The following is a 24,724-nucleotide window of genomic DNA, read 5'->3' as shown; positions in this document are numbered from 1 at the left end:
ACGCCGGGCGCCGTCGTTTTCGGGCGGCGCTTTTACCTGATTTTTTTAGGAGATTCGTATGACCAGCAACAATCCGCAAACCCGTGAATGGCAAACCCTGAGCAACGATCACCACCTGGCTCCGTTCAGCGACTTCAAGCAGCTGAAAGAGAAAGGCCCGCGGATCATCACCAATGCCAAGGGTGTTTACCTGTGGGATAGCGAAGGCAACCAGATCCTCGACGGCATGGCCGGTTTGTGGTGCGTGGCGATTGGTTACGGTCGCGATGAACTGGCCGACGCGGCCAGCAAGCAGATGCGCGAATTGCCTTACTACAACCTGTTCTTCCAGACCGCCCACCCGCCGGTGCTGGAACTGGCCAAGGCCATCTCCGATATCGCGCCCGAAGGCATGAACCACGTGTTCTTCACCGGGTCCGGTTCCGAAGGCAACGACACCATGTTGCGTATGGTTCGCCATTATTGGGCGATCAAAGGCCAGCCGAACAAGAAAGTCATCATCAGCCGCAAGAACGGCTATCACGGTTCCACCGTGGCCGGCGCGAGCCTGGGCGGCATGACTTACATGCACGAACAGGGCGACTTGCCGATCCCGGGCATCGTCCACATTGCCCAGCCGTACTGGTTCGCCGAAGGCGGCGACATGACCCCGGAAGAGTTCGGGATCTGGGCGGCCAATCAGCTGGAAGAGAAAATTCTCGAAGTTGGCGTCGACAACGTCGGTGCCTTTATTGCCGAGCCGATCCAGGGTGCGGGCGGCGTGATCATTCCGCCAGACAGCTACTGGCCGCGCATCAAGGAAATCCTCGCCAAGTACGACATCCTGTTCGTGGCCGATGAAGTGATTTGCGGTTTCGGTCGTACCGGTGAGTGGTTCGGTAGCGATTTCTACGGTCTCAAGCCCGACATGATGACCATCGCCAAAGGCCTGACGTCCGGCTACATCCCGATGGGTGGCCTGATTGTGCGTGATGAAGTGGTGGACGTGCTCAACGAGGGCGGCGACTTCAACCACGGTTTCACTTACTCCGGGCACCCGGTGGCCGCTGCGGTGGCGCTGGAAAACATCCGCATCATGCGCGACGAGAAAATTATCGAGCGCGTTCATGCAGAAACGGCACCGTATTTGCAGAAACGTCTGCGGGAACTCAACGATCATCCGCTGGTGGGTGAAGTTCGTGGGGTAGGTCTGTTGGGGGCCATCGAACTGGTTCAGGACAAGGCCACACGCAAGCGTTATGAAGGCAAGGGCGTCGGCATGATCTGCCGTCAGTTCTGCTTCGACAACGGCCTGATCATGCGCGCCGTCGGCGATACCATGATCATCGCGCCACCCCTGGTGATTACACCGGCGGAAATCGATGAGCTGGTGGCCAAGGCTCGCAAGTGTCTTGACCTGACCCTGAGTGCATTGCAGGGCTAAGTGCTAGGCTCTGAGCGCAAAGTCCGAGGTTCTGTAGAAAACAGGAACTTGCGCTCAGAGCTGTCAGAAAGCGTGGCCTTTCCTTGAAAGACCGATGTGGATCTTGCCAGACTAGCCGCGGTTCCAGTTACCCGGGTTCGGTCGCTGAACAAGTGGTTCAAAAAAGAAAAATTTGGAGCATTACGCATGAAGGCACTAGGTAAAAAGCTCGCTGGCAAAACACTCCTTGCCATGTCCATGATGGGGTTGATGGCGGGCGCGGTTCACGCCGATGACAAAGTTCTGCACGTGTATAACTGGTCCGATTACATCGCCCCGGATACCGTCAAGAAGTTCGAAGACGAGTCGGGCATCAAAGTGGTCTACGACGTCTTCGACAGTAACGAAACCCTCGAAGCCAAGTTGCTGGCCGGCAAGTCCGGTTATGACATCGTTGTGCCGTCGAACAATTTCCTGGCCAAGCAGATCAAGGCCGGCGTGTACCAGAAGCTGGACAAGTCCAAGCTGCCTAACTGGAAAAACCTGAACCCTGACCTGCTCAAGGCCGTCTCGGTCAGCGACCCGGGCAACGAGCACGCTTTCCCGTACATGTGGGGTTCGATCGGCATTGGCTTCAACGCCGAGAAGGTCAAGGCTGCACTGGGTGCCGATGCACCGACCAACTCCTGGGACCTGTTGTTCAAACCTGAAAACGCCGCGAAGTTGAAATCGTGCGGTATCAGTTTCCTCGATTCGCCAACCGAGATGATTCCGGTGGCGTTGCACTACCTGGGCTATCCAACCGACAGCCAGGACAAAAAACAACTGGCCGAAGCCGAAGCGCTGTTCCTGAAAATCCGTCCTTCGGTAGGTTACTTCCACTCGTCCAAGTACATCTCCGACCTGGCCAACGGCAACATCTGCGTGGCCGTGGGTTACTCGGGTGACATTTACCAGGCCAAGTCCCGCGCACAAGAAGCCGGCGACAAGGTGAAAGTCAGCTACAACATTCCGAAAGAAGGTGCAGGCAGCTTCTACGACATGGTCGCCATCCCTAAAGATGCCGAAAACGTCGAAGGCGCCTACAAATTCATGACCTTCCTGCAGAAGCCGGAAATCATGGCTGAAATCACCAACGCCGTGCGTTTCCCGAACGGTAACGCGGCTGCCACGCCGCTGGTGGACAAAGACATCACCGGCGACCCGGGCGTTTACCCGCCGGCGGACGTGCTGGCCAAGCTGTACGCGATTGCCGACTTGCCGGCCGCGACCCAGCGGATCATGACCCGCAGCTGGACCAAGATCAAATCCGGTAAATAAGTAATAGCCCTGTAGGAGCGAGCATGCTCGCGATGAACCTGAGAGCGCCACGGGGTGTCAGGCACCCATCGTTATCGTTGACGACCATCGCGAGCAGGCTCGCTCCTACAGGTGTAACTGCATAAAAGTTTTGCTGGAACGGTTTTTCGAGGGTAAGTTGCGCGCCGGTTTTGTTGCCGGGCAACCACGGTTGTCATGTAACACGGGGCAACTTGGGCCCAACTAATTTTAGAGGACCTTCACTTGCCTATTTTTTCTTTGTTGCGCAATGCCATGCTGGTTGGCGCCGGATTGACACTGGCTGTCAGTGTCCAGGCCGCCGGTACCGTGCATATTTATAACTGGTCGGATTACATCGGCGAGAGCACGTTGGCCGACTTCCAGAAAGAGACCGGCATCAAGCCGGTGTATGACGTTTTCGATTCCAACGAAACCCTGGAAGGCAAGTTGCTGGCCGGGCGTACCGGTTACGACGTGGTCGTGCCGTCGAACCATTTCCTCGGCAAGCAGATCAAGGCCGGGGCTTTCCAGAAGCTCGACAAGTCGCAACTGCCGAATTATTCGAATCTCGATCCTGTGTTGCTCAAGCGCCTGGAACAGAACGATCCCGGCAACCTGTACGCCGTGCCGTACCTGTGGGGCACCAACGGCATCGGTTATAACGTCGACAAGATCAAGGCTGTGCTGGGCGTCGATACGATTGATTCGTGGGGCGTGCTGTTCGAGCCGGAGAACATCAAGAAGCTGCAAAGCTGCGGTGTAGCGTTCCTCGATTCGGCTGATGAAATGATGCCGACCGTGCTCAACTACATGGGCCTGAACGCCAACAGCACCGACCCTGAAGACTACAAAAAAGCCGAAGACAAGTTGCTGGCGGTGCGGCCTTACGTGACGTACTTCCACTCTTCGAAATACATCGCAGACCTGGCCAACGGCGATATCTGCGTGGCGATCGGTTTCTCCGGCGACATCTTCCAGGCGAAAAATCGCGCCGATGAAGCCAAGAAAGGCGTGAACATCGCTTACTCGATTCCCAAAGAAGGCGGCGCGCTCTGGTTCGACATGCTGGCGATTCCGAAGGACTCGACCAACGTCAAACAGGCCAACGCGTTCATCAACTACTTGCTGAAACCTGAGGTGATTGCGCAGGTCAGCGATTACGTCGGCTACGCCAACCCTAACCCGGCGTCGGACAAACTGATGGAACAGTCCATTCGCACCGACGAAGCGGTGTACCCACCGCAAGCGGTGCTCGACAAGACCTACGTGTCCGTCGAGTTACCGCCGAACATTCAACGTTTGATGACCCGCAGCTGGACCAAGGTCAAGTCGGGTAAATAGTTTCAAGGCTCAAACTATCCAGGTTGGCTCACCTTGAGCGAACTGCACTCTTTTTTTCTGGGAGTTTCGTAAATGGCAGTTGCCTCCGGCGCCTATAAGAAAGCCCTCGAGGGCGACCAGTCACCTAAACAGGTGCTGGTCAAAATCGACCGGGTCACGAAGAAGTTCGACGAGACGATTGCCGTGGACGACGTGTCCCTGGAAATCAAGAAAGGCGAGATTTTCGCCCTGCTCGGCGGTTCGGGATCGGGCAAATCCACGTTGCTGCGCATGCTCGCCGGTTTCGAACGGCCCACGGAAGGGCGGATTTTCCTCGATGGCGTAGACATCACCGACATGCCGCCGTACGAGCGGCCGATCAACATGATGTTCCAGTCGTACGCCCTGTTCCCGCACATGACCGTGGCGCAGAACATCGCCTTCGGCCTCAAGCAGGACAAATTGCCGGCCGCTGAAGTCGATGCCCGCGTGGCGGACATGCTCAAGCTGGTGCAGATGAGCCAGTACGCCAAGCGCAAGCCGCACCAGTTGTCCGGCGGCCAGCGTCAGCGCGTGGCCCTGGCTCGTTCCTTGGCCAAGCGCCCGAAGCTGTTGCTGCTCGACGAACCGATGGGCGCGCTGGATAAAAAGCTGCGCTCGCAAATGCAGCTGGAACTGGTCGAGATCATCGAGCGCGTCGGCGTGACCTGCGTCATGGTGACCCACGACCAGGAAGAGGCCATGACCATGGCCGAGCGCATCGCGATCATGCACCTGGGATGGATTGCCCAGATCGGCAGCCCGATCGACATCTACGAAACCCCGACCAGCCGCCTGGTCTGCGAATTCATCGGTAACGTGAACATCTTCGAAGGCGAAGTGATCGACGACGCCGAAGGCCACGCGATCATTACCTGCAAAGACATGGACCACCAGATCTACGTGGGCCACGGCATCAGCACCTCGGTGCAGGACAAATCGGTTACCTACGCGATCCGTCCGGAAAAACTGCTGGTCACCGCCGACATGCCGACCTGCCAGTACAACTGGTCCAGCGGCAAGGTCCACGACATTGCGTACCTGGGCGGGCACTCGGTGTTCTACGTCGAGCTGCCAAGCGGCAAGCTGGTGCAGTCGTTCGTGGCCAACGCCGAACGTCGTGGCGCGCGTCCGACCTGGGGCGATCAGGTTTACGTGTACTGGGAAGACGATAGCGGCGTGGTACTTCGCTCATGAACATGCGCAAATTCAAACGCCGACTCAATCGAATAATTCCCGGTGGCCGCCAACTGGTCATCGGGGTTCCGTTCATCTGGCTGTTCCTGTTCTTCATGTTGCCGTTCTTCATTGTGTTGAAGATCAGCTTCGCCGAAGCCGACGTGGCCATTCCGCCGTACACCGAAATCTACAGCTTCGCCGAACAGAAGTTGCAGTTGCTGCTGAACCTGGGCAACTACGCGATGCTCGGCGACGATGAGTTGTACATCGCCGCATACCTGGGCTCGTTGAAGATGGCGCTGATCAGCACCATCCTCTGCCTCGTGATTGGCTACCCGATGGCCTACGCCATCGCCAGCGCCCGTAAAGAGATGCAAACGGTGCTGGTGCTGCTGATCATGATGCCGACCTGGACCGCGATCCTGATCCGCGTCTACGCGTGGATGGGCATCCTCAGCAACAACGGTTTGCTCAACGGTTTCCTGATGAGCATGGGCTGGATCGACGAACCGCTGCAGATCCTCAACACCAACCTGGCGGTCTACATCGGTGTTGTCTATTCGTACCTGCCGTTCATGATCCTGCCGCTGTACGCCAACCTGGTGAAGCACGACAACAGCTTGCTGGAAGCCGCTTCCGACCTGGGTTCGAGCACGTTCAACAGCTTCTGGAAAATCACCATCCCGCTGTCCAAGAACGGCATCATCGCCGGCTGCATGCTGGTGTTCATCCCGGTGGTGGGTGAGTTCGTGATTCCGGAACTGCTCGGCGGTCCGGAAACCCTGATGATCGGTAAGGTGCTGTGGCAAGAGTTCTTCAACAACCGTGACTGGCCGGTGGCGTCCGCTCTGGCGGTGGTGATGCTGGCGATCCTGATTGTGCCGATCATCCTGTTCAACCGCAGTCAGGCCAAGGAAATGGAGGGTAAAGAATGAAGCGCTTCCGTTTCTCCAGCTTGATGCTGGTCGTGGGTCTGTTGTTCATCTACCTGCCAATGCTGATCCTGGTCATCTACTCGTTCAACGCCTCGAAGCTGGTAACGGTATGGGGCGGTTGGTCGATCAAGTGGTACGTCGGCCTGCTCGACAACTCGCAACTGATGGGTTCGGTGGTGCGCTCGCTGGAAATCGCCTGCTACACGGCGATTGCGGCGGTGGCACTGGGTACCCTGGCCGCGTTCGTCCTGACCCGTATCACTCACTTCAAGGGCCGCACGCTGTTCGGTGGCCTGGTCACCGCGCCGCTGGTGATGCCCGAAGTGATCACCGGTCTGTCTCTGTTGCTGCTGTTCGTGGCGATGGCGCAGATGATCGGCTGGCCACAGGAACGCGGCATCGTCACCATCTGGATCGCCCACACGACGTTCTGTGCGGCGTATGTGGCGGTGGTGGTCTCGGCGCGCTTGCGTGAGCTGGACCTGTCCATCGAAGAGGCAGCCATGGACCTCGGTGCTCGGCCGTGGAAGGTGTTCTTCCTGATCACCATTCCGATGATCGCGCCATCGCTGGCAGCGGGGGGCATGATGTCCTTCGCGCTGTCCCTGGATGATCTGGTATTGGCGAGCTTCGTGTCCGGGCCGGGTTCCACGACCCTGCCGATGGAAGTGTTCTCGGCGGTGCGTCTGGGTGTCAAACCCGAGATCAACGCCGTGGCCAGCCTGATCCTGCTGGCAGTGTCGATTGTGACCTTCCTGGTCTGGTTCTTCAGCCGTCGCGCCGAAGAAAGTCGCAAACGTGCGATTCAGCAAGCCATTGAGGAGAGTGCTGCCGACTCCTGGAAGCAGCCGGATGTGCGTCGCGCACAGGCACCGGAAGCGGCTTGAGCCTGATGGGTTGATCACCTCTTTGTGATCAGCCCGAATCCCCTGTAGGAGCGAGCATGCTCGCGATGCACGTGAGGGCACCGCGTACATTCAGGTAGCCCCGTCATCGTTGACGACCATCGCGAGCATGCTCGCTCCTACAGGGATGGCGCAATCCGATTCATAGAAGGCGATTCACGTCATGAGTAAAACCGTCGCCATCGTTGTTTTCTCCGGCGTGCAGTCGCTGGATGTCACCGGTCCGCTGGACGTGTTCTCCGAAGCCAACCGTTTTCTTGCCCCCGAGGATCACTATCGTCTGGAGGTGATCGGCGTCGAGCGCAAGATGATGGTGTGCTCCAACGGTTTGTCACTCAACGCTCATCGCCACTTCAGCGAAGCACGGGAGCCGTATGACCTGTTGCTGGTGGCTGGTGGGCCGCAGTTGCCCTTCATGGATTTCGGCAGGACCTTCGATGGCTGGTTGCGCCATGCCTGCGTGCGAGCCGAGCGTTTTGGTTCGATCTGTAACGGTGCCTTTATGCTTGCCCGGGCCGGTTTGCTGGAAGGGCGCACGGTCACCACGCATTGGCAGGACGCTGCGGCGCTTGCGAGTTTTTGCCCTTCGACCCGGGTGGAAGCGGATCGGTTGTACGTCGAGGACGACGAGCTGTTCACCTCGGCCGGGGTCTCGGCGGGGATCGATCTGTCGCTGTACCTGCTGGGGCGCGATCATGGGCCCGACGTTGCGTTGAATGTGGCCAAGCGATTGGTGGTGTTTACCCAGCGTTCGGGTGGCCAATCGCAGTTCAGTCCATTTTTGACTCCCCACGCCGAACCGACCTCGATCGTGGCGATGGTTCAGCATTACGTGCTGGCCAACCTGACCGGCGACCTTGCCGTCGCTGATCTGGCCAATGCCGCCAACATGAATGCGCGCAACTTTTCCCGGGTGTTTGCCAGGGAGGCGAAAATCACCCCGGCGGAGTTCGTCGAGCGAGCGAGGGTGGATGCGGCACGGGTGATGCTCGAGAGCACGCGGGCGCCACTCAAGACCGTGGCGTATCAGTGCGGGTTTCGCGATGCGCAGCACATGCGCAGTGTGTTCAATTGTCGGTTGGGAGTGACGCCGCAGCAGTTCAGGTTGAATTTTTCGGCGATGGTTTGAAGTATTGGCATGGTCTTCACAGCCCCATCGCGGGCAAGCCCGCACCCACAGGTTTTATGTTGCTAACAACAATTGTGTTCAACCAAGATTCCTGTGGGAGCGGGCTTGCCCGCGATGGGGCCGGTCCTGTCGACAATGAGTTATGGCGCAGCTCGCGCCGGCAATAGCTTCAACGTTCCGCGCGTATTGGCCGTGACCTCTTCGTCATTGAGGTGCGCCTGGAAATAGAGGCCTTCGATGTACGCCTCGGATTGATCCTCATAGTGACGGTCGAGCAGCACACCACTCTGGCCGACCGGGTTGATGGTCAGGCTGTGGGCTGGATCGGCAAAGTCGACCAGGCGTCGGGTCGAGGGTCCGTAGGTGACGGGCCACGGTGCCGGGCCGATTTTCGCTGAAAGATTGTTCGGCACCTCGTGGCTGCCTGGAGCGGCGAACGGACCCACGTTGAAGATCCGGTCCAATGGCTTCTGTTGTCCCAGTGGATGGCCGTGGGTCAGCGTGTGCGCGTTGCCCCACTGCCACTGCGCGAAGTCCGCGCCGAAGGTGGCCTTGAGGTGCGCGATGCTGGCCTGCCAGGCTACCTTCACCGTGTCTGCGCGGGTTTCCTTGCCGAGGGTGGTGCGGTTGTCCCACCACGGTGAGTCGACGGTTTCAGCCAGGCGCGGCAGCGCGGCGTCGATCACGCGGGTCGAGAGCAAGGTTTCGAAAAAGTCGTTACCCAATTCGTCGTGCATGGTCGCGTCGGCGAGGCTGAACAGGAATTGGTTGAACACCGTGGCGCTGGTGGACTCCAGCGGGTAATCACCTTTCCATTGCGCCAGTTGTTCCACCAGTTTGAGTTCGTCGGGATCGCTCACCACTTCACGCAACACCGGCAACAGAGGTGCCAACAAACGCGGACCGTAGGCCGTGGTGGTGCCCAGTTGCAACTTCTGGCTGGTCTCCAGATCCCACTTCACGTTTTTGTCGCTGAGCTGCTGATTGAGCTGCTGGCCGCGGTCGGCAAGGTTGTAATAACCGGGAATCTCCATGCCGGTTGACGACACGGGCTGGAAGTTGGCCGAGACGATGTAGCCCCGCGCCGGGTTTTCTTCCTGGGGGTTGGCGCTGAACGGGTAGAAGCCGTCCTTGTCCGCTTCGGCCGTGCTGCCATCGAGGATGAACCAGGGACGCACACCCGCCGGACGCTTGGGCAATTGCGCCGCTGCCCACCAGCCGATATCGCCCTTGGTATTGGCCCAGACAACGTTCAAGCCGGGCGCCTGGATTTTTGCCGCGGCACCACGGGCCTTGGCCAGGGTGTCGGCGCGGTTGAGCTGATAGAAACCGTCGATGATCGGATTCTGGCTTTCGAGAAAGGCCCACCACATGGCAATCGGCGTTTTGCCGACGCCTGCACCCAGGGTGTCGTTGACGATCGGCCCATGGGGCGATTGGCGCAATACCAGTGTCACCGGTGCCTGGCCCTTGACCGCGATCTGTTGTTCGCTGGAGGTCATGTCCACCCATTTGCCGCGATACCAGACTTGGTTGGGGTTGCCTGGGTTGACCTTCTCGGCGATCAGGTCGAGGTCATCGTTCTGGAACATGGTAATGCTCCAGCCGAAGTCGCGGTTCAAGCCCAGGGATGCGAACGGCATCAAGGCCTGATAGTGACCGTAGAGCTCGAAGCCCGGTGCATAGAGGTGAGCTTCGTACCACACCGACGGCGCAGAGAAGCGTATATGCGGATCGCCCGCCAGCAGTGGCTTGCCGCTTTTGGTGCGACTGCCGGCGACAACCCAGGCATTGCTGCCCTCGAATTGCGGCAGGCCATTATCGGCCAGGGCCTGTTCGCTGAGGCGGGCGAGAGCGTTGAGATCTTTCCAGTCGATGCCGGTCATCGACGGTGCGGCTCCATTGAGCACGCCCTTGGGCTGCCAGTCGAGATCAAAGACGTTCAGGTATTGAGGGCCCAGTTGATCACGGACAAACGTCAACAAGGGTTCGGTGCGAAATGCGGCAGCAAAGCTGTAGGCCATGTAACCGGCAATGCTGATGGTGTCCTGAGCCGTGAACGGGCGCTTGGAAATGCCCAGCACATCGAATTCCACGGGTTTTGGGTGGCTGTCCTGATACTGATTGATACCGTCCAGGTAGGCTTGCAGGGCAATGAACGAGGGAGACTGTTTATCCAGATTCGCCAGATAGGTTTCGGCACGCTCGCGAATGCGCAGACTGCGCATCAGTTTGTCGGTGTCGAGCAGTTTCGGTCCGAGCACTTCAGCCAGTTCGCCACGGGCGAGACGGCGCAGGACTTCCATCTGGAACAGCCGGTCCTGGGCATGCACATAGCCGAGAGTGCGGTACAGGTCGGTTTCGTTTTCGGCGCGGATATGCGGGACGCCGCGCTCGTCGTAGCGCACGGTGACCGAGCCTTGCAGGTGTTGCAGTTCGACCATGCCCTGGCGTGACGGCTGCTTGCTGTAGAGATACCAGCTGGCGCCTGCGGCCAGCACGACGATCAGCAGAGCGAGAGCGGTCAGGCTACGTTTCATGGCGACTCCTTGTTGTTATTGTGGTCCATGGGGCTCTGTTTAACACGCGCTGCCGATTTGACGCATCGCCCGTAGGAGGGATTCGTCTTACTCGGCTTTTTTCTCTTGCGGCGGATCGACCGGCCAGGGGCAGTAACACCCTACCGCCAGTGTGTGCGTAGCACTCACCGAACGGCCTTCGTCGAGTGCTTGCAGGATCGGTTCGATAAAGCTGTTGCTCGAATTACAGGTCAGGCCCTCGCTGTACGGGCCGAAGTACGCGAGTTTGCCGGAACGATCCCAGATCGCCACCGCGGGACTGGCGGGGACCTGTTCGGAACCGGGCAGGACGTCGATGGTTTTCAGGTTGCTCAAGATGCTCGGCAACTGGCCGTGGCTGCCGGGTTTTTGCACCGCATAAAATTCCACACCGTGCGGTACGTAGCGCTCGACCAGTTCCGTCAGGTGTTGTTGATTGCCGACGTTGCATGGGCAAGCCGGGTCCCAGAAATGCACGAGGCGGATGGCGCCAGGTCCGGCCATGGCCTCGGGAAGACGCAGCGGATCACCGGAAAACATTGCGGTGTGGGAACTGAATGCGCGCAGGTAACGCCCTTGAAACCAGTCGTAGCCCGCCCACAATGCGCCGGCACACACCACGGCGAGCAGGCTGGCAAACAGGGTGGCGCGAAGGGGCGAGCGCATCGGTTCAATCCTCGAAGGTCGGCTAGCTTGCCATGCTTGCCGCGACAGATGAATATCGCAGGCCTATAAAGTCCGTTTCTGCTTTGGAATTGTCCATGTCTGTCACTTTCGACCCTGAACTCTTGCGCGCCAGCCTGCGGCCATTGGCGGATGGGCAGCCTTTGTCGACGCAGGCGCAGGCCTATCAGCGGTTCTACGGGCTGGATTTTGCGCAGCGTCGAGTGCGCAGTGGCCTTGGGCGCTTCGAGATTGATGGGTATCAGCTGGTGAGTCAGTTCTGGTGGCCCGAAGGGGCGAAGGCGACGCTGTTTGTCTTCCACGGTTTTTATGACCACACCGGGCTGTACCGGCATGTGATTGAGTGGGCGCTGGACCAGGGGTTCGCTGTGATTGCCTGTGATTTGCCGGGGCATGGGTTGTCCAGTGGCGAGCGTGCGAGCATCAAGGATTTCGCCGAGTACCAGGACACCTTGCAAGGGCTGTTTACCGAAGCAAAATCCCTTGATTTACCGCAACCGTGGCATCTGTGCGGGCAGAGTACCGGCGGGGCCATCGTGATCGATCATGTGTTGAATGCCGGCGCGAACAGCCCGGCCCAGGGGCAGGTGATTCTGTTGTCACCGCTGGTGCGACCACGGGCGTGGGGTTGGTCGCAATTGAGCTATTACTTGCTCAAACCGTTCGTCAAAGCCATTGCCCGGCGCTTCAGCGAAAACTCCAACGACCCGGCGTTCCTGCCGTTCCTGCAAGCCGATCCGTTGCAGCCACTGCGTCTGCCGACCGCGTGGGTCGGGGCGTTGTCACGCTGGATCAAACGCATCGAAGCCGCGCCGATCAGCAGTCGACGGCCATTGATAGTGCAGGGGCAGGCAGATATGACCGTCGATTGGGAACACAATCTTGAAGTGCTGCGCGGCAAGTTTGATCGGCCACAGGTGCTAATGCTGCCTGAGGCTCGGCATCATCTGGCGAATGAAACGCTGGTGATGCGAACGGAGTATTTCGGGTTTTTGACCAAGCGGATGAGCCGGCAGTATCGATGAGTCAAGATCGAAAGATCGCAGCCTTCGGCAGCTCCTACAGAGCGCAGCTGCCGAAGGCTGCGATTTTTTTCACTGGGGGTTCTGCCCCACCGCCAACCCCGCCCGAATCGCCGCCAGCGCCGCCTGATAGTAAGCCTGACCTTCAGCCGACTCGGCAAAGGTCGCAAACTCCTCCAGCTCGTTGTCCGACAGATCACGATAGACATACAACAGCGTGTTGTTCAGGTCGCTACCGATCTGGTCCATCAGGCGTTGGCGCTGCCCGTTCAACATGCTTTGTGCCTGACCGGCCCCGAGCAGGCCGGGGATCATCGCGCTCAGGCTGTCCGCTGCGACGCCGGCAATCGCGAGGCTGACTTCTGCGCCCGCTTCACGCGCCGGCAGGGCCTGAGCGAGATGGCCGATGATCAGCATGCGGCTGTCGCTGGCCTGCATTTTTGGCAATCCCTTGGCATTTTTTGCCAGTTGATCCCGACGGGTCGCCAGCAATTCGGCGGCGATGATTTTCTTGCCCAGTGGCGACTGGAAAAACGTCAGTGCCGGCTTTGGGTCGGCGAGATTCTTGCGCAGTTGCGCTTGGGCGCGTTGGTCCACGGCCTGGGGCGCAAAGCGCTGATTGCTGTTATTGACGAGTGCCTGGAAGACCGCGGGAGGCAGGCTGCTTTGGTAGCGCTGTTGAGCGGCCGTGAGGGCGTCGTTGAAATGCACGCGTTGCTCTGGCCAGCCGGCGACCTTGTACAGCTGGTCATGGCCGTCTGCCCAGGCGGGCAAAACGCAGAACATCAGCAGTGATAAAAGCAAACGGCGCATAGGGACTCCTGTCGGCAGGCGACTATTCTCCGTGTGGCACCCTGACTTGTCGAGAATTCGAATCAACCCGCTGCGCGGCTCTGTCGGATTTTCAGGCACAGGCATACTATGCGCGCCATGCAAATATCCTCTGATCACCCGCTGCTGTTACGAATCGTCGATGACCTGGCCGAGCGCGGCTGGTCGCAGCAGAATATTTTCCTGCCTCTGGATCTGACCCGGGCTCTGGCGGCCGAGTGCCGTAAACGTGCCGCCGAGGGTGAGCTGGCTCCGGCCGCCGTCGGCCGTGGACCGACTTCGGAGATTCGCGAGGGAATCCGCGGTGATCATATCCAGTGGATCGATCCCGGCCAGGCCGAGGCTTGCGACAGCTACCTGAGCTTGATGGACAGCCTGCGCGAGGCGATCAATCGCGGGTTGTTCCTGGGGCTGGAGGATTTCGAAAGCCATTTCGCGATGTATCCACCCGGCGCGTTCTACCTCAAGCACCTCGACCGTTTTCGCGATGACGACCGGCGCATGGTCTCGGCGGTGGTCTACCTCAACGACGGCTGGCTGCCTGAGCACGGCGGTCAGTTGCGCATGTACCTGGACAATGAGCGTGCCTACGACGTGCAACCTACCGGCGGTTGCCTGGTGGTGTTTCTCTCTGGCGAAGTGCCCCACGAAGTCTTGCCGGCAGCCCGCGAACGCCTGTCATTGACCGGCTGGTTCCGGCGACGTGGCAACGAGCCGTTCTGACATGGAAAAGATTCTGGTCAGCCGCTGCCTGTTGGGCCACCGCGTGCGTTACGACGGTGGGGCCAGCGGGCCATTCGATCTGCTACAGCAGTGGCTCGATGAAGGTCGGGTTGTGCCCGTGTGCCCGGAAGTTGCCGGTGGCTTGCCGACGCCCCGGGCAGCTGCGGAAATTCCCGGTGGCCAGGGCACTCAGGTACTCGATGGCCAGGCAGCGGTGATCACCACTGAGGGTGAGGACGTCAGTGCGCAGTTTCTGTCCGGGGCTTATCAGGCGCTGGAACTGGTGCAAAAACACGGCATCCGCATTGCCGTGCTCAAGGCCAACAGCCCATCGTGCGGTAATCTGCTGACCTATGACGGCACGTTCAGCGGTGTGAAAATCAGTGGCGAAGGGGTGACGGCTGCGTTGCTCAAGCGCCATGGCGTTCAAGTCTTCAGCGAGCTCGAGCTGGCAGAAGCCGCGGCCGCACTATTGATCTAAGGCTCATCACCAAATCCTGTAGGAGCCAGCAAGCCGGCTCCTACAAATGATCGTGCTAGTTTCAGGGTTTGGGAGTTGCCCCAAACCACTTCTTCTCCAGCGCTTCCATTCGGCCATCGTCCTTGATCCGCTGCAGCGCGTTTTCCAGGCTTGCATGGAACGCCGGATTACCTTTCTGAAACGGAATTGCCAGGTTCACGGCCGGGTTCGCCTTGGGCTTTTCTTCCGTCAGTGACTGCACCAGCAGGATTGATTGCGGTTGTTCTTTTTGCGCGATCAATTGCGCATTGGTCTTGATGTAAGGCTCGCTGAAGTCGAAACGATCCGTCATCTCCGGGGTCTGTGTAATGTGATTGATGGCGATGTCGTATTTGCCGCTTTCCACGCCATTGAGCAGATCGCTGGAATCGGTGACGACAAAGTCGGCGCGCACATCCAGCTCATTGGCCAGCATCTGACCCAGCTCGACTTCGAAGCCGCTCAGCTTGTCGTCCTCCTTGAAATTGAAAGGAGGTGTATTAGCCTCAACGGCAATGCGCAATTCGCCTCGGTCATTGACGTCGTCAATCAGTTCGGCATGGGCCAATGGGCTCAGAAGGGGTATCAGGCAGATCAGGCCAGGCAGAAAGCGCATGGTCACTCCTTTGAATTTATTATCGCGACCCTCTGATTCAGGCTCGCTTTGCTATGGTTGTCGAGTGCCTTCGACAACAAATGGCCATGAAGTTGTCATGGTCAGGCGGATTTTACGGAAAAACTGGAGAAGAAAATGAAAAGCTTTACGTCACGTGCAGCGCTGGTTGGCCTGCTGATGGGTGTTTCGGTACTGGCAAGCGCAGCAACCCCGGCTCCGAAAGGGGCCGAAGTGTCCATCGTTTCTCCTGCAGACGGTGCGACGGTGCCGAAAACTGTCGTGGTCAAATTTGCTGTCGAGAACATTGCCCTGGCACCAGCAGGCGATGTCACCAAAAACACCGGTCACCACCATCTGCTGATTGATGTCGACGAGCTGCCGGCGGCCGGTGCGCCGATTCCGAACGATGCCAATCATTTGCACTTCGGCAAGGCGCAGACCCAGGCTGAAGTCACGCTCACGCCGGGCAAGCACACCTTGCAGCTGGAGTTGGGCGATAGCGGCCACATGCCGTTCGATCCACCGATCCTCTCTGAGAAAATCACGGTCAACGTGAAATAAAGTAGCGAGCCCCAGTTGGGCTGACGTTATTCACTGTAGGAGCGAGCCTGCTCGCGATGGTCGTTGACGATAACGCGTGTTTACTGGATGAACGCAGCGCTCTTGAGTCCATCGCTAGCAGGCTCGCTCCCACAAAAAAGGGAGCCCCGAGGGGCTCCCTTTTTCAACTGCGGCCTGTTCTTAGAACAGTACACGGCAACGAATGGTGCCGTTGATGTGCTGCAGCTTCTCTTGCGCCAGGTCCGAGTACTCGGCGTCTACGTCGATTACCACGTAGCCAACCTTCTCGTTGGTCTGCAGGAACTGACCGGAGATGTTGATGCCGTTTTCGGCGAAGACCTTGTTGATCTCGCTGAGTACGCCCGGGATGTTTTCGTGGATGTGCAGCAGGCGGTGCTTGCCAGGGTGAGCCGGCAAGGCCACTTCCGGGAAGTTCACGGACGATACCGACGTACCGTTGTCGCTGTACTTGACCAGCTTCTCTGCCACTTCCAGACCGATGTTGGCCTGGGCTTCAGCGGTGGAACCGCCGATGTGCGGGGTCAGGATCACGTTGTCCAGACCACGCAACGGGCTTTCGAACTCTTCGTCGTTGGAGCGTGGCTCCACCGGGAATACGTCGATGGCCGCGCCGATCAGGTGCTTGTCCTTGATGGCCGCTGCCAGGTGGTCCAGTTCGACCACGGTGCCGCGAGCAGCGTTGATCAGGATGCCGCCTTTCTTGATGGCGCGGATTTCCTTCTCGCCCATCATCCACTGGGTGGCGGCGGTTTCTGGTACGTGCAGCGAAACGATGTCGGACATCGCCAGCAGCTCGTGCAGGTTACCTACCTGAGTCGCGTTACCCAGTGGCAGCTTGGTGATGGTGTCGTAGAAGTACACCTGCATGCCCAGGCCTTCCGCCAGGACCGACAGTTGAGTGCCGATCGAGCCGTAACCGACGATACCCAGCTTCTTGCCACGGATTTCGAAGGAGTTGGCTGCGCTCTTGATCCAGCCGCCACGGTGGCAGGAAGCGTTCTTCTCAGGGATGCCACGCAGCAACAGGATCGCTTCGGCCAGCACCAGTTCCGCTACGGAACGCGTGTTGGAGTACGGCGCGTTGAACACGGCGATACCGCGTTCGCGGGCGGCGTTCAGGTCGACCTGGTTGGTGCCGATGCAGAAACAGCCAACAGCTACCAGCTTCTTCGCGTGATCGAAGATCTCTTCGGTCAGTTGGGTGCGCGAGCGAATGCCGATGAAGTGAGCGTCCGCGATCTTTTCCTTGAGCTGGGCTTCCGGCAGAGAACCTGTGAGGTACTCGATGCTGGTGTAGCCCGCCGCCTTGAGGACGTCGACAGCCGATTGGTGGACGCCTTCGAGAAGAAGGAACTTGATCTTGCTCTTATCGAGAGAAGTCTTGCTCATCTGCGTAAACCTGTATCCCGGAGAAAAATGGCAGGAAAGGGAGCAGCCCGGAGCTGACCCGCACGGCAGGAAAGCCGTCACCGCAGAACAGTCGTTGGGCACTATGCTGCGGGGTCGGTATGCTAGCATAAGCGCCCCGCTAAACACTCATTCCTGCGACGTGAAGCGTTCTCAGGATGACCATGAATTGTTCGAGAGTTCTGTCGATGACCAATCCTGCCCTGATTGATGAGCTGAAGACCCTGGTTGAGCCTGGCAAGGTGCTGACCGATGCCGACTCCCTGAATGCTTACGGTAAGGATTGGACCAAGCATTTCGCGCCGGCCCCGACCGCCATTGTTTTCCCAAAGACCACCGAGCAGGTCCAGGCCATTGTCCTGTGGGCCAATAAACACAAGGTGGCGCTGGTGCCGTCCGGCGGTCGTACCGGATTGTCCGCCGCCGCAGTGGCAGCCAATGGCGAAGTGGTTGTGTCCTTCGATTACATGAACCAGATCCTCGACGTGAACCTGACCGACCGCACTGCCCGTTGTCAGCCGGGCGTGGTGACCAAGCAATTGCAGAACGTCGCAGAGGAAAAAGGCCTGTACTACCCTGTGGACTTCGCATCGTCCGGTTCCAGCCAGATTGGCGGCAATATCGGCACCAATGCCGGCGGAATCAAGGTCATTCGCTACGGCATGACCCGTAACTGGGTTGCCGGCATGAAAGTCGTCACCGGTAAGGGCGACGTGCTGGAGCTGAACCGTGACCTGATCAAGAACGCCACGGGCTACGACATGCGTCAGCTGTTCATCGGCGCCGAAGGCACTCTCGGTTTCGTGGTCGAAGCGACCATGCGCCTGGACCGTGCGCCGAAAAACCTGACAGCGATGGTCCTTGGCACCGCCGATTTCGACTCAATCATGCCGGTGCTGCACGCTTTCCAGAACAAGCTCGACCTGACCGCGTTCGAATTCTTCTCCGACAAAGCCCTGGCCAAGGTCATGGGGCGTGGCGATGTGCCGGCGCCGTTCGAAACCGACTGCCCGTTCTATGCGCTGCTGGAATTCGAAGCGACCACCGAGGAAGTGGCCAACCACGCGCTGGAAACTTTCGAGCACTGCGTTGAGCAAGGCTGGGTACTGGATGGCGTGATGAGCCAGAGCGAAACCCAGTTGCAGAATCTGTGGAAGCTGCGCGAATACATCTCCGAAACCATTTCCCACTGGACGCCGTACAAGAACGACATCTCGGTCACCGTGTCGAAAGTCCCGGCGTTCCTGAAGGAAGTCGATGCAATCGTCGGCGAACACTATCCGGACTTCGAAATCGTCTGGTTCGGCCACATCGGCGACGGCAACCTGCACTTGAACATCCTCAAACCGGATGATCTGAGCAAAGACGAGTTCTTCGCCAAGTGCGCCACCGTCAACAAGTGGGTGTTCGAAATCGTCCAGAAGTACAACGGTTCGATCTCCGCCGAGCACGGCGTGGGCATGACCAAGCGTGACTATTTGACCTACAGCCGCTCACCGGTCGAGATCGAATACATGAAAGCGGTCAAGGCGGTGTTCGACCCGAATGGCATCATGAACCCGGGCAAGATTTTCGCCGTTTGATTTTCGAACTTTAAGAGCACGAAGCAGGAGTCGGTAATGAGCTATCAGCACCAGTATGTCGACGGTACGCGTATTCACTTCCCGTTGGGGAAGGTGGTGTGCATCGGCCGTAACTACGCCGAGCACGCCAAGGAACTGGACAACCCGGTGCCGACCGAACCACTGCTGTTCATCAAGCCGGGCAGTTGCGTGGTGTCGCTGGAGGGTGGATTCAACATCCCGACCGAGCGTGGCTCAGTGCACTACGAAGCGGAAATCGCGGTGTTGATCGGCAAACCATTGTCGACCAAACCGAGCCGTGAAGAAGTGCTCGATGCCATTTCCGGTTTCGCCCCGGCCCTGGACCTGACACTGCGCGACAAGCAGGCGGAGCTGAAGTCCAAGGGCCTGCCGTGGGAAATCGCTAAATCGTTCGATGGCGCGGCGGTGATTGCTCCGTTCGTGTCCGGCAGCACCTTTGCTGACCTGACTGACATTGGCATCCGCCTGACCATCAACGGTGAAGTCCGCCAGGATGGCAACAGCAGCGCAATGCTCAACCCGATCGTGCCGATGATCCAGCACATGGCCGGCTGCTTCTCGCTGCAGGCCGGTGATGTGATCCTGACCGGCACGCCGGTGGGTGTGGGGCCGTTGAATGTGGGCGACGAGATCGTCCTGGAACTGCCGGGTGCCAGCAGCTTTACCAGCAGCGTTCGTTAAAAAAGCAAAAGATCGCAGCCTGCGGCAGCTCCTACAGAGATCGGTGTAGGCGCTGCCGCCAGCTGCGATCTTTTGATTTGGCTGAAACGCAAAAGGCCGATCCCGCCATTTCCCGTTTTTTTCACATCCTGTCTGGATAATTCCAAGGCTTGCGGCCGACTGGCCGGGCTCAATTGTGCTATTACCCCTAGCCTGAATTTCTGGAACGCATTCCCTGATGGCCATCCAACCGCTCTCCACGCTTAAAACTGCCCGCCGCTCGCGCTTCGCCCTGCGTTGGTACACCTGGCTTTTGCTGGTGGCCGCCATCGCTTATGGGGTCGCATTTGCCATGCATTGGGACGATCGTGGCGTGCTCTGGATGCAGGAAAATCTCGAAAGCCCGGCCGAGCGCCAGGAGAGTGTCTGGTTGCCGGACTACCAGGCTGTGATCGACGCCAAGCTGCTGCCGGGCATGGAAAAGGATGAGGCCTCCGATCTGGCCTACGATCCTCAAACCAAAACCCTGTTTTCGGTCATGGGTAAAAATCCCTTTCTGGTCGAACTGACCTTGCAGGGCGATGTTCTACGCAAAATGCCATTGGTGGGCTGGAGCAACCCGGAAGGTGTCACCGTGCTGGGCAACGGCCTGCTGGCCATTGTCGATGAGCGTGACCATCAGATCACCATCGTCAAAGTCGATGCCGACACCCGCGAACTGAACCTCGCCGATTTCCTCAAATACGACCTCGGACCTTCGAAAGACCAGAACAAGGCGTTTGAAGGTGTCACCTGGGATGCCCGTAATCAGCAACTGTTGCTGGGTGAAGAGCGTCCCCCCGCGCTGTTCACCTGGAAAGGCGACGGCAAGACGCTCACCGGTGACAAGCAACGACTCGTCAGCAACGATTTGGACATCCGTAACCTTTCGGCCTTGGCCATCGATCCGCGCACCGGCCATACCCTTGTGCTGTCCGCTGACTCTCACCTGTTGCTGGAGTTGGACGAGAAGGGCGAGCAGGTCAGCTTCATGACCTTGCTGGGGGGCTTCAACGGCCTGAAAAAGACCATTCCGCGCGCCGAAGGCGTGACGATGGACGAGGCAGGTACGCTGTATATGGTAAGTGAGCCGAACCTGTTTTACCGGTTCGAAAAGCAGAAGTGACGTTTACGTTTTACAGGAATAATTACGCTCGGTTGTGCGACTTGGCCAGTGGCCATTAAGCTTCAGTTCAGACAGACGTGATATTTCATCCGCCTGTCTTGAACCCGAGCCCTCCCGAATGCGCCGATTTGCCCGCCCCAAGCCCTTGATTCTGATCTTGTCAGTGATATCTCTGATCGTACTGATCGGGATCGGGCAGTACATGCGCCTTTTCGAACGCGCCTGGTTCAACCTGCACACCCTGTGGCAGCCGATGAGCACCCAGTCCATCGGGCTGGATCGGTACCAGGTGGCCGCAGAGGCGCAAGTGATTGAAGGCTTGAACGACGATGTTTCGGCGTTGACCTTCGACCCTGTGCGCAAAAGCCTCTTTACCGTGACCAACAAGAATTCCGAACTGATCGAGCTATCCCTCGATGGCAGGATTTTGCGTCGCGTTTCGCTGATCGGTTTCGGCGATCCGGAAGCCGTGGAGTTCATCAGCGCCGATACCTATGTCATCACAGACGAGTCTCAGCAGCGGCTGATCAAGATTCACCTGGAGCCGGGCGTGACTTTTCTCGATGCGGCAGATGCCGAACAGATGACCCTCGGCGTGCACATGAGCGGCAACAAGGGGTTTGAGGGGCTGGCTTATGATTCGGTGGGCAAGCGGCTGTTTGTTGCCAAGGAACGCGACCCGATGCTGATCTACGAGGTGCACGGATTTCCGCATTTCAATCCCGAAAAATCCTATGCAGTTCACGTGATCAACAACCCCAAGCGCGATGCCGGGATGTTCGTGCGCGATCTGTCGAGTCTGCAATACGACGAACGAAGCGGTCATTTGCTGGCGCTGTCGGACGAGTCCAACCTGATTCTGGAGCTGGACGTGGACGGGCGACCGCTGAGCACCATGTCGCTGATCAAAGGCCGGCAAGGTCTGAAGAAAACCGTACCGCAGGCAGAAGGCATCGCCATGGATGACGAGGGCACCATGTATCTGGTGAGCGAGCCGAACCTGTTTTACGTGTTCAAAAAACCAACCCAGCCTTGAGGCTGACACGGTTCCTGTAGGACCTGGCTTGCCAGCGAAGGGTGCAAGACATTCGACATCGATGTCGGCCATTACACCGCTTTCGCTGGCAAGCCAGCTCCTACAGGGGATTGTGTGAGCTTATTCAGCGCGCAGGGTTTTCACACCTTCGCTGGTCCCAAGCAGCAACAGATCCGCCGGACGCGCCGCGAACAAACCGTTGGTGACCACGCCGACGATGGCATTGATCTGCGTCTCCAGCTCCACCGGGTTGGTGATCTGCATGTTGAACACGTCGAGGATGATGTTGCCGTTGTCGGTCAGTACACCTTCACGATAGACCGGATCGCCACCGAGCTTGACCAACTCACGCGCCACGTGGCTGCGGGCCATTGGAATCACTTCGACCGGCAGCGGGAACGCACCGAGTACGGGCACCAACTTGCTGCCATCAGCGATGCAGATAAAGGTCTTGGCCACGGCCGCGACAATCTTTTCGCGGGTCAGGGCCGCACCGCCGCCCTTGATCAGGTTCAGGTGCTCGTCGCTTTCATCGGCGCCGTCGACGTAGAACTCCAGGTCGCTGACGGTATTGAGTTCGTACACCGGTATGCCGTGGCCCTTGAGGCGTGCGGCGGTGGCTTCGGAACTGGCGACGGCGCCATCGAATGCACCCTTGTGCTTGGCCAGCGCGTCGATGAAGCAGTTGGCGGTGGAGCCGGTGCCGACCCCGACGATGCTCTTGTCGTCGAGTTTCGGAAGGATGAAGTCGACGGCGGCCTGAGCCACTGCCTGTTTGAGTTGATCCTGGGTCATGCGGGCTCCGAGGTGCCGAAGAGGGAACGAAAGGCCGGCATTATAGGCTTCGGGGCGGGGAAGGTCATTGCCAGTGTGTCGAATGGCTCTTTGTGGCGAGGGGGCCTGCCCCCGTTCGGCTGCGAAGCAGTCGTAAAACCGGCGAATACGTTGCTCCTGGATAAATGCAAAGGGAGTGCTGCGCACTCCAACGGGGGCAAGCCCCCTCGCCACAGGGTGTATGTCAGGCCTTAAAACCACCGGTTTAATGTGGTCGTGCGGCCAAAAGCCGGGTTAGACTCCGTGGTCCTGCCCAACCCGCTCAGTGATGCTTTCCGATGCTTGAACAGTACGTCAAAAAGATCCTCACCTCGCGCGTTTATGACGTTGCCGTAGAAACCCCATTGCAGACTGCCCGCCAGCTCTCCGAGCGGCTGGGCAACAGTATTTTGCTCAAGCGCGAAGACTTGCAGCCGGTGTTCTCGTTCAAGATTCGCGGCGCCTACAACAAGCTGACCCAGCTGAGCGATGAAGAACGCGCTCGCGGCGTGGTCACCGCTTCTGCGGGCAACCATGCGCAAGGTCTGGCCCTGGCGGCCAAGGTGTTGGGCGTGAAAGCGACCATCGTCATGCCCAAGACCACTCCAGAGATCAAAGTCGAAGGCGTGCGCTCGCGCGGTGGCAAGGTGGTGCTGCATGGTGATTCGTTCCCGGAAGCGTTGGCCTATTCGCTGAAACTGGTCGACGAAAAAGGCTACGTCTACATTCACCCCTACGACGATCCGCACACCATTGCAGGGCAGGGCACGGTAGCAATGGAGATTCTGCGCCAGCACCCGATGCCGCTGGATGCGATTTTCGTCCCGGTGGGTGGTGGCGGCCTGATCGCCGGCATCGCCGCGTATGTGAAGTATTTGCGCCCGGACATCAAGGTCATCGGTGTCGAGCCGGATGATTCCAATTGCCTGCAAGCGGCGATGGCGGCTGGTGAGCGCGTGGTGCTGCCGACCGTGGGCCTCTTCGCCGACGGCGTCGCGGTGGCCCAGATCGGTCAGCATACCTTTGATATCTGCAAAGACTATGTCGATGAGGTGATCACCGTCAGCACCGATGAAATCTGCGCGGCGATCAAGGACATCTACGACGATACCCGTTCAATCACCGAACCTGCCGGCGCCCTGGGCGTGGCCGGGATCAAGAAGTATGTCGAACAGCGCGGCGTCACCGGGCAGACCTTCGTGGCGATCGATTCCGGCGCCAACGTCAACTTCGACCGTTTGCGTCATGTGGCCGAGCGCGCCGAGCTGGGCGAGGGTCGTGAAGCGATCATCGCCGTGACCATTCCCGAGAAGCCGGGCAGCTTCAAGGCGTTCTGCGAGGCCATCGGCAAGCGCCAGATCACCGAATTCAATTACCGCTACAACACCGGCAGCGAAGCGCACATCTTCGTCGGTGTGCAGACGCACCCGGAAAACGACCCGCGCAGCGCGCTGATCGCCAGCCTGAGCGGGCAGGGTTTTCCGGTGCTGGACCTGACCGACAACGAACTGGCCAAGCTGCACATCCGTCACATGGTTGGCGGCCGCGCTGCGCATGTGGTCGATGAAGTGATCTTGCGCTTCGAGTTCCCGGAACGTCCGGGCGCGCTGTTCAACTTCCTCAACAAGCTTGGCGGGCGCTGGAATATCTCGATGTTCCACTACCGCAACCATGGTGCGGCGGATGGTCGTGTCGTCGCGGGCCTGCAAGTGCCTCACGACGAGCGCCACCTGGTGCCGGCGGCGCTGGAAGAAATCGGTTACCCATACTGGGACGAAAGCGACAATCCGGCCTATCAGCTGTTTCTTGGCTGAACGGCTACGCTGACGGGCAAGATAATAAGGAAATCTGACAATGGAATCGTTAACTGCCCTGAAAGCGGCGCACATGGTGGCAACGGTTGTACTGCTGGCTTGTGCGCTGGGGTTGGGAGTCTGGGTTTTGCTCGCGCGGCGCAAGGGTGATGCGACGGCGGGCAGCCGCACCTTGCAGGGGCCAAGAGTGTTTGTCTGGCTGCTGATGGGCCTGGCACTGCTGAGCATGCCGTTCACCGGCTGGGGGATGGTGCATCTGGTGGGCTGGCCGCTGGGCCAGACCTGGTTGCTGGCTTCCAGCGTGCTGTACACCGTGGCGGCGCTCGCGTGGTTCTGGTTGCTGGTGCGGCTGAACAAGCTGCGCAAAACGCCCGGTGACGTGGGGAAATTCACCTTTGCCTTGGCGTTGTTCAGCTTTGTCTGCTTTATCGCCATTGCCGGGTTGATGGGCGCCAAGCCGGTTTAGTGCTTGAGACCGAGT

23 protein-coding genes are annotated in these 24,724 nt (G+C 58.9%); 17 read left to right on the top strand and 6 right to left on the bottom strand.

Annotated features, from left to right (window positions below; all coding sequences use genetic code 11):
- The first annotated feature begins 58 nt into the window (after nucleotides 1–58).
- The 7 genes from QMK58_RS28370 (at nucleotide 59) to QMK58_RS28340 (ending at nucleotide 8,229) form a co-directional block, all read left to right on the top strand.
- Nucleotides 59–1,423: an aspartate aminotransferase family protein gene (locus QMK58_RS28370; protein WP_053163622.1), complete on the top strand. Its 1,365-nt coding sequence runs from the start codon at nucleotides 59–61 to the stop codon at nucleotides 1,421–1,423.
- A gap of 186 nt (nucleotides 1,424–1,609) precedes the next feature.
- A complete protein-coding gene (locus QMK58_RS28365; RefSeq protein WP_320395711.1) occupies nucleotides 1,610–2,722 on the top strand; it encodes a polyamine ABC transporter substrate-binding protein in 1,113 nt (370 codons plus the stop codon).
- A gap of 243 nt (nucleotides 2,723–2,965) precedes the next feature.
- Nucleotides 2,966–4,063 (top strand): polyamine ABC transporter substrate-binding protein, encoded by a 1,098-nt coding sequence (locus QMK58_RS28360; protein ID WP_320395710.1) that lies wholly within the window; start codon nucleotides 2,966–2,968, stop codon nucleotides 4,061–4,063.
- Between the two features lie 72 nt (nucleotides 4,064–4,135).
- On the top strand, nucleotides 4,136–5,278 hold the full coding sequence (locus tag QMK58_RS28355; RefSeq protein ID WP_053163613.1) for an ABC transporter ATP-binding protein: 1,143 nt from the start codon (nucleotides 4,136–4,138) through the stop codon (nucleotides 5,276–5,278).
- Nucleotides 5,275–6,195, top strand: a complete 921-nt coding sequence (locus QMK58_RS28350) for an ABC transporter permease subunit (protein ID WP_053163608.1) — start codon at nucleotides 5,275–5,277, stop codon at nucleotides 6,193–6,195. The genes QMK58_RS28355 and QMK58_RS28350 overlap by 4 nt, the downstream gene beginning before the upstream one ends.
- A complete protein-coding gene (locus QMK58_RS28345; protein ID WP_053163606.1) occupies nucleotides 6,192–7,082 on the top strand; it encodes an ABC transporter permease subunit in 891 nt (296 codons plus the stop codon). The genes QMK58_RS28350 and QMK58_RS28345 overlap by 4 nt, the downstream gene beginning before the upstream one ends.
- A gap of 181 nt (nucleotides 7,083–7,263) precedes the next feature.
- On the top strand, nucleotides 7,264–8,229 hold the full coding sequence (locus tag QMK58_RS28340) for a GlxA family transcriptional regulator (protein WP_320395709.1): 966 nt from the start codon (nucleotides 7,264–7,266) through the stop codon (nucleotides 8,227–8,229).
- Between the two features lie 140 nt (nucleotides 8,230–8,369).
- Here the strand turns inward: QMK58_RS28340 and QMK58_RS28335 are convergent, their stop codons facing one another.
- Both QMK58_RS28335 and QMK58_RS28330 read right to left on the bottom strand, forming a co-directional pair.
- On the bottom strand, nucleotides 8,370–10,769 hold the full coding sequence (locus QMK58_RS28335) for a penicillin acylase family protein (protein WP_320395708.1): 2,400 nt from the start codon (nucleotides 10,767–10,769) through the stop codon (nucleotides 8,370–8,372).
- 87 nt (nucleotides 10,770–10,856) lie between these two features.
- Nucleotides 10,857–11,453, bottom strand: coding sequence for a DUF6436 domain-containing protein (locus QMK58_RS28330; RefSeq protein ID WP_053163597.1), 597 nt, complete (start codon nucleotides 11,451–11,453; stop codon nucleotides 10,857–10,859).
- Between the two features lie 95 nt (nucleotides 11,454–11,548).
- Between QMK58_RS28330 and QMK58_RS28325 the strand changes: the two genes are divergently transcribed.
- Nucleotides 11,549–12,496: an alpha/beta hydrolase gene (locus tag QMK58_RS28325; protein ID WP_053163595.1), complete on the top strand. Its 948-nt coding sequence runs from the start codon at nucleotides 11,549–11,551 to the stop codon at nucleotides 12,494–12,496.
- 69 nt (nucleotides 12,497–12,565) lie between these two features.
- Here QMK58_RS28325 and QMK58_RS28320 read toward each other — a convergent pair whose 3' ends face one another.
- The gene (locus tag QMK58_RS28320; protein ID WP_053163592.1) at nucleotides 12,566–13,306 is read right to left on the bottom strand and encodes a DUF2059 domain-containing protein; all 741 of its coding nucleotides are present in this window, start codon (nucleotides 13,304–13,306) and stop codon (nucleotides 12,566–12,568) included.
- 108 nt (nucleotides 13,307–13,414) lie between these two features.
- Between QMK58_RS28320 and QMK58_RS28315 the strand changes: the two genes are divergently transcribed.
- Nucleotides 13,415–14,047 carry a 2OG-Fe(II) oxygenase gene (locus QMK58_RS28315; RefSeq protein ID WP_053163589.1) on the top strand — a complete coding sequence of 211 codons (633 nt, stop codon included), beginning with the start codon at nucleotides 13,415–13,417 and terminating at the stop codon, nucleotides 14,045–14,047.
- Between the two features lies 1 nt (nucleotide 14,048).
- Nucleotides 14,049–14,528 carry a DUF523 domain-containing protein gene (locus tag QMK58_RS28310; RefSeq protein WP_053163586.1) on the top strand — a complete coding sequence of 160 codons (480 nt, stop codon included), beginning with the start codon at nucleotides 14,049–14,051 and terminating at the stop codon, nucleotides 14,526–14,528.
- Between the two features lie 61 nt (nucleotides 14,529–14,589).
- Here QMK58_RS28310 and QMK58_RS28305 read toward each other — a convergent pair whose 3' ends face one another.
- Nucleotides 14,590–15,162 carry a transporter substrate-binding domain-containing protein gene (locus tag QMK58_RS28305; RefSeq protein ID WP_053163582.1) on the bottom strand — a complete coding sequence of 191 codons (573 nt, stop codon included), beginning with the start codon at nucleotides 15,160–15,162 and terminating at the stop codon, nucleotides 14,590–14,592.
- A gap of 135 nt (nucleotides 15,163–15,297) precedes the next feature.
- Between QMK58_RS28305 and QMK58_RS28300 the strand changes: the two genes are divergently transcribed.
- Nucleotides 15,298–15,723, top strand: a complete 426-nt coding sequence (locus QMK58_RS28300; RefSeq protein ID WP_053163579.1) for a DUF4399 domain-containing protein — start codon at nucleotides 15,298–15,300, stop codon at nucleotides 15,721–15,723.
- A 180-nt stretch (nucleotides 15,724–15,903) separates the two neighbouring features.
- On the opposite strand, the gene serA is transcribed toward QMK58_RS28300, so the two are convergent.
- Entirely contained in the window at nucleotides 15,904–17,133 is a 1,230-nt protein-coding gene (gene serA / locus QMK58_RS28295) for a phosphoglycerate dehydrogenase (protein ID WP_046032306.1), read from the bottom strand.
- 206 nt (nucleotides 17,134–17,339) lie between these two features.
- On the opposite strand from serA, the gene QMK58_RS28290 reads away from it, so the two are divergent.
- The 4 genes from QMK58_RS28290 to QMK58_RS28275 all read left to right on the top strand — a co-directional run bounded on the left by QMK58_RS28290 (nucleotide 17,340) and on the right by QMK58_RS28275 (nucleotide 21,616).
- Nucleotides 17,340–18,734: an FAD-binding oxidoreductase gene (locus QMK58_RS28290; protein WP_053163575.1), complete on the top strand. Its 1,395-nt coding sequence runs from the start codon at nucleotides 17,340–17,342 to the stop codon at nucleotides 18,732–18,734.
- A gap of 36 nt (nucleotides 18,735–18,770) precedes the next feature.
- Entirely contained in the window at nucleotides 18,771–19,436 is a 666-nt protein-coding gene (locus tag QMK58_RS28285; protein WP_053163573.1) for a fumarylacetoacetate hydrolase family protein, read from the top strand.
- A 217-nt stretch (nucleotides 19,437–19,653) separates the two neighbouring features.
- Complete coding sequence (locus QMK58_RS28280; RefSeq protein ID WP_053163569.1) at nucleotides 19,654–20,580, top strand: SdiA-regulated domain-containing protein; 927 nt, start codon at nucleotides 19,654–19,656, stop codon at nucleotides 20,578–20,580.
- A 118-nt stretch (nucleotides 20,581–20,698) separates the two neighbouring features.
- A complete protein-coding gene (locus QMK58_RS28275) occupies nucleotides 20,699–21,616 on the top strand; it encodes an SdiA-regulated domain-containing protein (RefSeq protein ID WP_053163566.1) in 918 nt (305 codons plus the stop codon).
- Between the two features lie 120 nt (nucleotides 21,617–21,736).
- On the opposite strand, the gene rpiA is transcribed toward QMK58_RS28275, so the two are convergent.
- On the bottom strand, nucleotides 21,737–22,411 hold the full coding sequence (gene rpiA, locus QMK58_RS28270; RefSeq protein WP_320395707.1) for a ribose-5-phosphate isomerase RpiA: 675 nt from the start codon (nucleotides 22,409–22,411) through the stop codon (nucleotides 21,737–21,739).
- A 317-nt stretch (nucleotides 22,412–22,728) separates the two neighbouring features.
- On the opposite strand from rpiA, the gene ilvA reads away from it, so the two are divergent.
- Together ilvA and QMK58_RS28260 are read left to right on the top strand one after the other, a co-directional pair.
- Nucleotides 22,729–24,243 carry a threonine ammonia-lyase, biosynthetic gene (ilvA, locus tag QMK58_RS28265; RefSeq protein WP_053163561.1) on the top strand — a complete coding sequence of 505 codons (1,515 nt, stop codon included), beginning with the start codon at nucleotides 22,729–22,731 and terminating at the stop codon, nucleotides 24,241–24,243.
- 40 nt (nucleotides 24,244–24,283) lie between these two features.
- A complete protein-coding gene (locus QMK58_RS28260; protein WP_053163558.1) occupies nucleotides 24,284–24,709 on the top strand; it encodes a DUF2269 domain-containing protein in 426 nt (141 codons plus the stop codon).
- Nucleotides 24,710–24,724: the final 15 nt, after the last annotated feature.

It is taken from the genome of Pseudomonas sp. P8_241, from assembly GCF_034008315.1.
GTDB lineage: Bacteria > Pseudomonadota > Gammaproteobacteria > Pseudomonadales > Pseudomonadaceae > Aquipseudomonas.
This window is presented reverse-complemented; position numbering and strand designations above follow the sequence as displayed.

What these genes read in the sequence shown, in the direction of transcription:
- QMK58_RS28285 (WP_053163573.1), top strand. Translation starts at nt 18,771, where the DNA reads ATGAGCTATCAGCACCAGTATGTCGACGGTACGCGTATTCACTTCCCG.
- QMK58_RS28345 (WP_053163606.1), top strand. Translation starts at nt 6,192, where the DNA reads ATGAAGCGCTTCCGTTTCTCCAGCTTGATGCTGGTCGTGGGTCTGTTG.
- serA (WP_046032306.1), bottom strand. Translation starts at nt 17,133, where the DNA reads ATGAGCAAGACTTCTCTCGATAAGAGCAAGATCAAGTTCCTTCTTCTC.
- QMK58_RS28365 (WP_320395711.1), top strand. Translation starts at nt 1,610, where the DNA reads ATGAAGGCACTAGGTAAAAAGCTCGCTGGCAAAACACTCCTTGCCATG.
- QMK58_RS28340 (WP_320395709.1), top strand. Translation starts at nt 7,264, where the DNA reads ATGAGTAAAACCGTCGCCATCGTTGTTTTCTCCGGCGTGCAGTCGCTG.
- QMK58_RS28330 (WP_053163597.1), bottom strand. Translation starts at nt 11,453, where the DNA reads ATGCGCTCGCCCCTTCGCGCCACCCTGTTTGCCAGCCTGCTCGCCGTG.
- QMK58_RS28325 (WP_053163595.1), top strand. Translation starts at nt 11,549, where the DNA reads ATGTCTGTCACTTTCGACCCTGAACTCTTGCGCGCCAGCCTGCGGCCA.
- QMK58_RS28335 (WP_320395708.1), bottom strand. Translation starts at nt 10,769, where the DNA reads ATGAAACGTAGCCTGACCGCTCTCGCTCTGCTGATCGTCGTGCTGGCC.
- QMK58_RS28300 (WP_053163579.1), top strand. Translation starts at nt 15,298, where the DNA reads ATGAAAAGCTTTACGTCACGTGCAGCGCTGGTTGGCCTGCTGATGGGT.
- QMK58_RS28280 (WP_053163569.1), top strand. Translation starts at nt 19,654, where the DNA reads ATGGCCATCCAACCGCTCTCCACGCTTAAAACTGCCCGCCGCTCGCGC.
- QMK58_RS28355 (WP_053163613.1), top strand. Translation starts at nt 4,136, where the DNA reads ATGGCAGTTGCCTCCGGCGCCTATAAGAAAGCCCTCGAGGGCGACCAG.
- QMK58_RS28305 (WP_053163582.1), bottom strand. Translation starts at nt 15,162, where the DNA reads ATGCGCTTTCTGCCTGGCCTGATCTGCCTGATACCCCTTCTGAGCCCA.
- rpiA (WP_320395707.1), bottom strand. Translation starts at nt 22,411, where the DNA reads ATGACCCAGGATCAACTCAAACAGGCAGTGGCTCAGGCCGCCGTCGAC.
- QMK58_RS28260 (WP_053163558.1), top strand. Translation starts at nt 24,284, where the DNA reads ATGGAATCGTTAACTGCCCTGAAAGCGGCGCACATGGTGGCAACGGTT.
- ilvA (WP_053163561.1), top strand. Translation starts at nt 22,729, where the DNA reads ATGCTTGAACAGTACGTCAAAAAGATCCTCACCTCGCGCGTTTATGAC.
- QMK58_RS28320 (WP_053163592.1), bottom strand. Translation starts at nt 13,306, where the DNA reads ATGCGCCGTTTGCTTTTATCACTGCTGATGTTCTGCGTTTTGCCCGCC.
- QMK58_RS28290 (WP_053163575.1), top strand. Translation starts at nt 17,340, where the DNA reads ATGACCAATCCTGCCCTGATTGATGAGCTGAAGACCCTGGTTGAGCCT.
- QMK58_RS28350 (WP_053163608.1), top strand. Translation starts at nt 5,275, where the DNA reads ATGAACATGCGCAAATTCAAACGCCGACTCAATCGAATAATTCCCGGT.
- QMK58_RS28315 (WP_053163589.1), top strand. Translation starts at nt 13,415, where the DNA reads ATGCGCGCCATGCAAATATCCTCTGATCACCCGCTGCTGTTACGAATC.
- QMK58_RS28310 (WP_053163586.1), top strand. Translation starts at nt 14,049, where the DNA reads ATGGAAAAGATTCTGGTCAGCCGCTGCCTGTTGGGCCACCGCGTGCGT.
- QMK58_RS28370 (WP_053163622.1), top strand. Translation starts at nt 59, where the DNA reads ATGACCAGCAACAATCCGCAAACCCGTGAATGGCAAACCCTGAGCAAC.
- QMK58_RS28275 (WP_053163566.1), top strand. Translation starts at nt 20,699, where the DNA reads ATGCGCCGATTTGCCCGCCCCAAGCCCTTGATTCTGATCTTGTCAGTG.